Source organism: Flavobacterium sp. 40-81, assembly GCF_001898245.1.
Taxonomy (GTDB): Bacteria; Bacteroidota; Bacteroidia; order Flavobacteriales; family Flavobacteriaceae; genus Flavobacterium; species Flavobacterium inviolabile.
Genome location: NZ_MKTM01000013.1, coordinates 159,476 through 169,697 on the forward strand (window position 1 = coordinate 159,476; position 10,222 = coordinate 169,697).

The 10,222-nt window shown below is 41.3% G+C and carries 9 protein-coding genes; 8 read left to right on the forward strand and 1 reads right to left on the reverse strand.

Translation table 11 applies throughout. The features are described from left to right. Positions 1–11: 11 nt before the first annotated feature. Positions 12–1,814: a cytochrome c oxidase subunit I gene (locus BGO42_RS05090; RefSeq protein WP_177731649.1), complete on the forward strand. Its 1,803-nt coding sequence runs from the start codon at positions 12–14 to the stop codon at positions 1,812–1,814. 273 nt (positions 1,815–2,087) lie between these two features. Here BGO42_RS05090 and BGO42_RS05095 read toward each other — a convergent pair whose 3' ends face one another. After that, positions 2,088–3,500, reverse strand: coding sequence for an APC family permease (locus tag BGO42_RS05095; protein ID WP_273246456.1), 1,413 nt, complete (start codon positions 3,498–3,500; stop codon positions 2,088–2,090). Between the two features lie 93 nt (positions 3,501–3,593). Here BGO42_RS05095 and BGO42_RS05100 point away from each other — a divergent pair, with 93 nt between their 5' ends. The 7 genes from BGO42_RS05100 (at position 3,594) to ruvA (ending at position 10,220) form a co-directional block, all read left to right on the forward strand. Continuing rightward, the gene (locus BGO42_RS05100; RefSeq protein ID WP_177731660.1) at positions 3,594–3,824 is read left to right on the forward strand and encodes a (4Fe-4S)-binding protein; all 231 of its coding nucleotides are present in this window, start codon (positions 3,594–3,596) and stop codon (positions 3,822–3,824) included. Next, positions 3,817–4,101, forward strand: a complete 285-nt coding sequence (locus BGO42_RS05105) for a GNAT family N-acetyltransferase (RefSeq protein WP_273246455.1) — start codon at positions 3,817–3,819, stop codon at positions 4,099–4,101. The genes BGO42_RS05100 and BGO42_RS05105 overlap by 8 nt, the downstream gene beginning before the upstream one ends. Positions 4,102–4,166: 65 nt before the next feature. Beyond that, a complete protein-coding gene (gene ruvB, locus BGO42_RS05110; protein ID WP_177731665.1) occupies positions 4,167–5,189 on the forward strand; it encodes a Holliday junction branch migration DNA helicase RuvB in 1,023 nt (340 codons plus the stop codon). Positions 5,190–5,193: 4 nt separating this feature from the next. Then, entirely contained in the window at positions 5,194–6,120 is a 927-nt protein-coding gene (gene queG, locus BGO42_RS05115) for a tRNA epoxyqueuosine(34) reductase QueG (protein ID WP_177731668.1), read from the forward strand. 144 nt (positions 6,121–6,264) lie between these two features. Next, entirely contained in the window at positions 6,265–7,104 is an 840-nt protein-coding gene (locus BGO42_RS05120) for a phage tail-like protein (RefSeq protein WP_177731671.1), read from the forward strand. Between the two features lie 150 nt (positions 7,105–7,254). Next, positions 7,255–9,546, forward strand: a complete 2,292-nt coding sequence (locus tag BGO42_RS05125; RefSeq protein WP_273246454.1) for an NADP-dependent malic enzyme — start codon at positions 7,255–7,257, stop codon at positions 9,544–9,546. Between the two features lie 92 nt (positions 9,547–9,638). After that, entirely contained in the window at positions 9,639–10,220 is a 582-nt protein-coding gene (ruvA, locus tag BGO42_RS05130) for a Holliday junction branch migration protein RuvA (RefSeq protein WP_177731678.1), read from the forward strand. Positions 10,221–10,222 lie beyond the last annotated feature (2 nt).

The window sequence follows — 10,222 nt, forward strand, 5'->3', positions numbered from 1 at the left end:
AATTAAAAAATATGTCAGCAGTAGGACACGATAACAGTCACGAACACGATCACGGGCACGAACATCACCATAAAGATACTTTTATCACAAAGTACATCTTTAGTATAGATCATAAGATGATTGCGAAGCAATACTTAATTACAGGTATTGTTATGGGTATCATCGGTATTATAATGTCGCTATTATTCCGTATGCAGATTGCATGGCCGGAAGAGTCTTTCAAAATCTTTGAAATCCTTTTAGGCGATAAATTTGCTCCGGGAGGAGTTATGCGAAATGATATTTATTTGGCATTGGTAACCATCCATGGTACCATCATGGTATTCTTTGTATTGACAGCCGGATTGAGCGGTACTTTCAGTAACCTTTTAATTCCGCTTCAAATTGGAGCAAGAGATATGGCATCCGGATTTATGAACATGGTTTCATACTGGTTGTTCTTCCTTTCTTCCGTTATCATGATTATCTCTCTTTTTGTAGAATCCGGACCGGCATCTGCAGGTTGGACAATTTACCCGCCTTTAAGTGCTTTACCACAAGCGATTCCAGGTTCTGGAACAGGTATGACACTATGGTTGGTTTCTATGGCAATATTCATTGCTTCTTCATTAATGGGATCACTAAACTATGTAGTTACAGTTATTAACCTGAGAACAAAAGGTATGTCCATGACACGCCTTCCGTTAACCATCTGGGCTTTCTTTGTTACGGCTGTTATTGGTATCGTATCGTTCCCGGTATTATTATCTGCTGCATTATTATTGATTTTCGACAGAAGCTTCGGAACATCATTCTTCTTGTCGGATATCTTTATCTCCGGAGAAGTTTTACATTACCAGGGAGGTTCTCCGGTATTGTTCGAACACTTATTCTGGTTCTTAGGTCACCCTGAGGTATATATTGTAATCTTACCTGCAATGGGTATTACATCGGAAGTTATTGCTACGAATGCCCGTAAACCGATCTTCGGTTACCGTGCGATGATTACATCAATCTTAGCAATTGCATTCTTATCTACTATCGTTTGGGGTCACCACATGTTCGTATCGGGTATGAATCCGTTCTTAGGATCTGTATTTACCTTTACAACCTTATTAATTGCAATTCCATCGGCTGTAAAAGCATTCAACTACATTACAACACTTTGGAAAGGTAACCTTCAGTTAAACCCTGCTATGTTATTCTGTATCGGATTCGTTTCAACATTCATCACAGGAGGTTTAACCGGGATTATTTTAGGAGACAGTACATTAGATATTAACGTTCACGATACTTATTTCGTTATTGCACACTTCCACTTGGTAATGGGTATTTCTGCTCTTTACGGAATGTTTGCCGGAATCTACCATTGGTTCCCTAAAATGTTCGGAAGAATGTTGAATAAAAACTTAGGTTATATTCACTTCTGGGTAACGGCAGTTTGTGCTTACGGAGTATTCTTCCCAATGCACTTTATCGGTATGGCAGGTTTACCAAGACGTTACTATACCAACACCGCTTTCCCTTTATTTGATGATTTAGCAGACGTAAACGTATTAATCACAATGTTCGCTTTAATCGGAGCAGCATTCCAGTTAGTATTCTTATGGAACTTCTTCTACAGCATTTTCAAAGGACAAAAAGCAACGCAAAACCCATGGAGATCAAACACGTTAGAGTGGACTACTCCGGTTGAGCACATTCACGGAAACTGGCCAGGTGAAATTCCTGAAGTTTACAGATGGTCTTATGACTATAGCAAACCAGGACATGATGAAGATTTCGTTCCTCAGAATGTACCAATGAAGCCGGGTGAAGAACAATTACATCACTAGGATTTATCAAAATTCAAGATACTAAAAAAGCCTTTCCAATCCGGAAAGGCTTTTTTATTGGATTAATATTCTGCCCTGTTTGACCGACATTGTTTTCATAGCAGGAGGATTTGCCATCGCGGGGAATTGGCTGCCTTACAGCGCCTTTATTGACCGCTGTTAATGGGATTAGTGTTCCGGTTGTGGTTGGCTGATTGAGAATAATACCAATGGTCATTTAGTAATACAAAAAGCGGTGTTACAGCACCGCTTTTTGTATTGTATTGAATGGTTTTATACCGTATCTTTTGGTCTTGTGATATAATAAACCGGTATTCCGGCAAGCATGATCAGTACGCCCCAACCACACGTACTGGTGCGGTCGATCAGTAAAGCAATGCATATAGCTGATGCTACGATAATATACAAAGCCGGTAAAAACGGATAGGCAAAAGCCTTATACGGTCTGTTGGCATCCGGCATTTTCTTTCTTAAAATAAAAATACCATATATCGTCAGTATGTAAAAGATGATTACAATGATCATTACATAATCCAGTAAATCCCCGTATTTTCCGGTCAGGCACAAAAAGGAAGCCCAGATACACTGGATCCATAATCCCCAGCCCGGTACGCTGGCTTTGTTTAACTCGGCGGCTTTTTTAAAGAACAAACCGTCTTTTGCCATCGTGTAATACACGCGGGATCCGGCCATGATCAAACCATTGTTGCAGCCAAAAGTCGAGATCATGATCATGATCGCTATGACTATGGTTCCGGTCGCGCCAAAAATGTGCTGCGATGCGGCTACGGCAACCCTTTCCGATGGAGCAAAGGCAATTTCCTGCAACGGCATTACGGCAAGATACATCACGTTGGCTAAGATATAGATGACACTCACAATTAAAGTCCCTAAAAACAAGCTTAAGCCGACATTGCGTTCCGGGTTTTTAATCTCTCCGGAAATAAAGGTAACCCCGTTCCAGGCATCACTGGAAAATAAGGAGCCTACCATGGATGCAGCGATAGCCGATGCTAAGGCATATCCGGAAACAGGAATCCATGAATTGCTGTCTTTCTGGAAAGACTGTGCATTCCAGGCATCCGTCCAGTTTGCATTCCAGATATCGGCTTTGGCAGCCAGGATAAAACCGAAAATGATCAAACCGAAAAGGGAGGCGATCTTCGTGATGGTAAAAATAGTCTGGATGTATTTTCCGTTTCGAACCCCTTTACTGTTAATATAACTCAGGAAAATAATGGTTCCTATAGAAACCAGCTGCGCTGCATTAAGCTTAAATGAACCGATTTCATAAAGGATATTCTCATCGCTTACCGCAGGAATCAGATAGGCCGTAAACTTTGAAAAGGCGACGCCAACAGCGGCAATGGTTCCGGTTTGTATGACCGCAAAGAAACTCCAGCCGTATAAAAAAGCAATCAGCTTATTATAGGATTCCTTTAAATAAATATACTGCCCGCCGGCATGCGGAAACATAGCACTCAGCTCTCCGTAGCTAACGGCAGCCGTTATGGTTATTAAAGCAGAAACAATCCAGATCGCAATCAGCCATCCGGCACTGCCTATGTTCTGAGTGATTCCGGCACTCACAATAAAAATTCCGGAACCAATCATCGAGCCTACCACAAGCATGGTGCCGTCCAGAAGACCTAATTCTCGTTTTAAAGTTGGGGTTTCGTTATGCATATAGAATTAATGATTTATTAGGGTTAAAGATATGAAAAATGAGTTTTGTTGCTCTTTTTTTTGTAACTTTCATAAAGACAAAAACAAAACATTATGGAAAACGTAAAAGAGTACAGCAACGGAGAAGTTACTGTGGTTTGGAAGCAACAATTATGTGAACATTCCGGAAATTGCGTTCGTGGACTTCCGGAAGTATTCCGTCCTAAAATTACCCCCTGGATCGAAGTCCGTAAGGCCAGTTCCGGAGAAATAATCCATCAGATCGAACAATGTCCTTCGGGTGCCTTATCGTTTTATTACAATAAAAAAGAAAACAATGGATGATCATTTGAAATTAGTCAATAATCAGGAAAAAAACCGCTTTGAACTGAAAGTGGAAGGCTACACGGCCTTTATTGATTATAAAATAAAAGACAAAAAAATATACCTCATCCATACCGAAGTTCCGCCGGAACTGGCTGGAAAAGGAGTGGGGAATGCAATTGTGCTCAAAACACTGAACTATATTAAAGACAATGGTTTTTCGTTAGTCCCTTTGTGTCCGTTTGTGGCGGCCTATATCAAACGGCATCCGGAATGGGAAACTATTGTGGCACATTAATACGGTAAAGCAGTATGAAGAACGAATAAACGGTTTGGCAAGTAAACATTTTCTATCTTTGCCGCATGAATGAACATTTAGATCCAACAAACCAAAAATATAATGCAGAGGAACTCGATTTAGAAAAAAAATTGAGACCGCTGTCATTTAGCGATTTTACAGGACAGGATCAGGTACTGGAAAATCTGAAAGTATTTGTTCAGGCTGCCAACATGCGTGGAGAAGCACTGGATCATACCTTATTTCACGGGCCACCGGGATTAGGGAAAACAACATTGGCTAATATTCTGGCCAATGAATTGGATGTGAACATTAAAATTACTTCCGGTCCGGTTTTGGACAAGCCGGGAGATTTAGCCGGTTTGCTGACAAATCTGGACGAGCGTGATGTTTTGTTCATTGATGAGATTCATCGATTGAGCCCTATAGTTGAAGAATACCTGTACTCGGCTATGGAAGATTTCAAAATTGACATCATGATCGAAAGCGGTCCGAATGCCAGAACGGTTCAGATTAACCTGAATCCGTTTACACTGGTAGGCGCAACCACACGTTCCGGACTGTTAACAGCACCAATGCGTGCCCGTTTTGGAATCCAGAGCAGGCTGCAATATTACAATACCGAACTGCTCACGACCATTGTGCAAAGAAGCTCTTCTATTTTGAAGATGCCTATCACGATGGAAGCGGCCATTGAAATTGCAGGAAGAAGCCGCGGGACACCGCGTATCGCCAATGCTTTACTGCGACGTGTTCGTGACTTTGCCCAGATAAAAGGAAACGGAAAAATTGATATTGAAATTGCCCGTTTCTCACTAAAAGCCCTGAATGTCGATGCCCATGGACTGGATGAAATGGACAACCGCATCTTAACTACTATAATCGATAAATTTAAAGGCGGCCCGGTGGGATTGTCCACCCTGGCAACAGCCGTATCGGAAAGCGGGGAAACAATCGAAGAAGTGTACGAACCCTTTTTAATTCAGGAAGGATTTATCATCCGGACACCGCGGGGACGGGAAGTGACCGATAAAGCCTATAAACATCTGGGAAGAATAAGAACCAATATTCAGGGAGGGTTGTTTTAAGACCATGATTAACAATAAAGCAAAATATACAGATCTCATCAAAACCGAAGCCAAACGCCTCGGTTTTTTGTCATGTGGTATTTCGCAAGCCGGTTTTTTAGCAGAAGAAGCACCCCGCCTGGAAGACTGGCTGAAAAACAACAGAAACGGAAAAATGAGCTATATGGAAAACCACTTTGATAAAAGACTGGATCCGACACTGCTTGTTGATGATGCCAAAAGTGTTATCTCCTTACTGTTGAATTATTATCCGGCAGAACAGCAAAGCTTCGGAAGCTATAAAATTTCAAAATATGCTTACGGGGAAGACTACCATTTTGTGATAAAAGAAAAACTCAGGGAACTGCTGCACTTTATCGAAACAGAAATCGGGGAAGTGTCCGGCAGGGCTTTTGTAGATTCGGCTCCGGTTTTAGACAAAGCCTGGGCGGCAAAGAGCGGTTTGGGCTGGATTGGAAAAAACAGTAACCTGTTGTCCAAACAGGTGGGCTCCTTCTTTTTTATCGCAGAGCTCATTGTGGATCTTGATCTGGAATATGATAATGCCACTACCGACCATTGCGGGAAATGTACCGCCTGTATGGATGCTTGTCCTACCCAGGCAATCGTAGCACCCTATGTTGTAGATGGCAGTAAATGCATTTCCTATTTTACCATCGAATTAAAAGAAAACATTCCAACGGAAGTCAAAGGAAAATTTGACGATTGGATGTTTGGCTGCGATGTGTGCCAGGATGTATGCCCGTGGAACCGCTTCTCAAAACCTCATAACGAACCGCTATTGCAGCCCAATCGCGACATACTCTCTTTTTCTAAAAAAGATTGGGAAGAAATAACGGAAGACACCTTCAGAAAAGTATTTAAAAACTCCGCCGTTAAAAGAACAAAACACCAGGGACTGGTTCGGAACCTGAAATTCCTGAAAGACTAAACGGATAGCATAAGTATTTGTTAAATTAATGAAAACTTGACATTATTGGTCTGCTTTTTGTTGTATTTATTAATAATGTGCTTGCTTTATTTTCTAAAATTTGAGAAATAAGCAATTTTTAGCAATTTTAATAAATATAATCCTATGAAACAAAGTCCCCCCAAAATTTTAGTATCCCTTTTAATACTTTTTTGTGTAAACGTATTTGCTCAGGTAGGAATCGGAACAGCAACACCGGATCAGTCGGCTATGTTGGATGTTGCCGGAAACAACAAAGGAACATTATTATCACGGGTATCCCTATCCGGGAATGCCGATATTGCCACGATACCCAACCCGGCTGTAGGCCTGATGGTGTATAATACAACAGCAGTTGCCGTTGGAACAGATGATGAACTGCCGGTTGGCTACCATTACTGGAACGGTACAAAATGGGTCAATATCGCAGAAACATCCAACTCAAACGGCAGTAATGCTAAAATCAAAACCTATGCCTATGTCGGGCCGTACTCCGGTCAAAGTACTAACGGTATCAATGTTGGTGATTTCTCTTTCAGAATACTGTTGAGTCCCAATATTGTAAGTGGAACGACCAGTGAAAATGTTTCACCTCAGATCCGGAATAACACGGTATCGAATATCGACTTAACAGGTTTTGCTGCCATGAACTACGGAAATGGCAGCGGAACCATTAACTATACTTCCGGAACGGTTATCAATACCGCTGCGAATCTGGCGAATCCCAATACCCGGACATTGCCTGCTAACTCCTGGGCATGGTGGGGTGAATCCGGATTTATCCAGGCGGGCGGCGGAAGCACCAGTGAAAAACGGCAATACACCCTTACCGTTGACGATGTGAACTACAATAAATTCTGGAGAGTGGAATTTATGTTCATTAATCCGGGCGGCACGGTAGCGACATTACCAACGGCAAAATGCGTTATTTATGTAGAAGAAGTGATTGGAATGACTGTTAATTAATATTTTAGTTAATTGTATCTCAAAGGGTTGTCTTTTCAGGCAGCCCTTTGTGCTTTTTTGAGGGTTGTGTTTTTTTAAAAGATTCGCTGTTAAAAGTTTCTAAAATTATACACTTACCGTTATCTTTGTCTGTTAGTAAAATAAAAAACTATGCATAAAGACAGCAAAAGAAGAGAGGCTTTATTATACCATGCTAAACCGACACCGGGAAAAATCCAGGTGGTACCAACTAAAAAATATGCAACACAAAGAGACCTGGCTTTAGCCTATTCTCCTGGAGTAGCAGAACCGTGTTTGGAAATTGAGAAAGACGTAAATAATGTTTATAAGTATACCGCTAAAGGAAATTTAGTAGCTGTAATTTCAAATGGAACAGCAGTTTTGGGCTTGGGTGATATCGGACCGGAAGCTTCAAAACCGGTAATGGAAGGGAAAGGACTTTTGTTTAAAATCTTTGCAGATATTGATGTTTTTGATATTGAAGTTGATACAAAAGACGTTGATAAATTTATTGAAACCGTAAAAAATATTGCTCCGACTTTTGGAGGAATCAACCTGGAAGATATTAAAGCACCGGAATCTTTTGAAATCGAAAGAAGACTGGTGGAAGAATTGAATATTCCGGTTATGCACGATGACCAGCATGGAACGGCTATCATTTCGAGTGCCGCCTTATTAAATGCCGTTGAACTTGCCGGGAAAAAAATGGACGAAGTAAAAGTGGTTGTTTCCGGTGCGGGATCGGCAGCAATTGCTTGTGCTAACTTATACGTTTCTTTTGGCGTGAAGCAGGAAAATATTGTCATGTTTAACAGTAAAGGAGCCTTGCGTAAAGACGATCCGAAGATTTCGGAAATGCAGCGGGTGTATGCTACAGATAAAGAATATGCATCTTTAGCAGATGCGATGCTGGGTGCTGACGTATTTATCGGACTGTCATCAGGCGATATCGTAACGCCGGATATGTTAATAGGTATGGCCGAAAACCCTATTGTGTTTGCGATGGCTAATCCGCGTCCGGAAATTAATTATGACCTGGCGATTGCAACCCGTAAAGATATTATTATGGCAACCGGACGTTCGGACCATCCTAACCAGGTGAACAACGTTTTAGGATTCCCTTTTATCTTTAGAGGTGCTTTAGACGTTCGTGCTACTAAAATTAATGAAGAAATGAAAAAAGCTGCGGTAGTCGCTCTTGCTAATTTAGCGAAAGAGTCGGTGCCGGAGCAGGTGAATATCGCTTATGGCGAAACAAAACTAAACTTTGGAAGGGATTATATCATTCCAAAACCATTCGACCCGAGATTGATTGCGCAGGTACCGCCGGCAGTAGCTAAAGCTGCTATGGAATCCGGAGTGGCCACAGCACCAATCACCGACTGGGACAGATACAGCGAGGAATTGCTGGAAAGAATGGGATCCGATAATAAAATGCTGCGATTGCTGATTAACCGTGCTAAAATAGATCCTAAAAAAGTCATCTTCGCAGAAGCGGACCATTTGGATGTATTGAAAGCAGCACAAATTGTTTCGGAAGAAGGAATCGGTGAACCTATTTTGTTAGGAAACAGAGAAACCATTCAGGAACTGATGGAAGAAATTGGTTTTGAACAGGAAGTACTGATCATTGATCCGAAAACAAAAGAAGAAGAAGCCAGAAGAAATCGTTTCGCAGAAGCATACTGGAAAAGCAGACAAAGAAGAGGAACAACCTTGCTGGATGCTCAGAAATGGATGAGAGAGCGTAACTACTTTGCCGCGATGATGATCAACGAAGGCGAGGCAGATGCTTTGGTTACCGGATATTCCAGAAGTTACCCAACGGTTGTAAAACCAATGCTGGAACTTATCGAAAAAGGACATGGTGTTTCCAGAGTGGCGACTACCAACCTGATGATGACCAAAAGAGGACCGCTTTTCTTAGCCGATACGGCAATTAACCCGAATCCGTCATCGGAAGATCTGGCGAAAATTGCCTTAATGACTGCAAAAACAGTAAGAATGTTCGGAATGGAACCGGTAATTGCCATGGTGTCCTTCTCGAATTTCGGTTCGTCTAAAAACGAAAGTGCTTCCAAAGTTCGTGAGGCCGTTTCCTATTTACATAAAAACTACCCGGATTTAATTGTTGATGGGGAAATACAAACCGATTTTGCCCTGAATTCCGACATGCTGAAAAGCAAATTCCCGTTCTCTAAATTAGCGAATAAGAAGGTGAATACCTTAATCTTCCCTAATCTGGATGCTGCGAATATTACCTATAAACTATTGAAAGAGCTGGATAAAGCGGTTTCTATCGGACCAATCATGCTGGGCTTGGACAAACCGGTACATATTTTCCAGTTGGGTGCCAGTGTGGAAGAAATGGTAAACATGGCGGCAGTAGCTGTAGTGGACGCTCAGGAAAAAGAAAAAAGGGTAAAACAAGCCAAACGATAATTTGGTCTAAATCGGATAAATTGACACTTATCCCTTTTAAATTAGGATAATAAAAGATTTTTCTTATTTTTGGTAATAACGAATACGTAATTATGATTGCACATATTCAAGGGAGACTAACTGAAAAGTCGCCAACAGAGGTAATTATAGACTGTAATGGTGTAGGGTATCACATAAATATCTCGCTCCATACGTTTTCGTTATTGCCAAATTCAGAAAACATAAAGCTCTATACTTTTCTACAGGTAAAAGAAGATGCCCATACACTTTTTGGGTTTATGGAAAAAGCCGAAAGAGAACTATTCAAACTATTACTTTCCGTTTCAGGAGTGGGAGCAAGTACAGCAAGAACCATGCTGTCCTCCATAACACCTCAGCAAATCATTCATGCCATAGCCGGTAATGATGTCGCTACCGTTCAGTCCATTAAGGGAATTGGCGCTAAAACGGCGCAGCGTATCATACTGGACCTGAAAGATAAAGTACTAAAAGTCTATAATCTGGAGGAAGTTTCTGCTGTAGAAAGCAATACAAATAAAAATGAAGCGTTATCAGCTTTGGAGGTTTTAGGATTTATGAGAAAATCAGCCGAAAAAGTGGTCGATAAAATTGTAAAGGACAATCCCGATGCTTCTGTGGAGTCAATCATTAAACTAGCCTTAAAAAACTTATAATT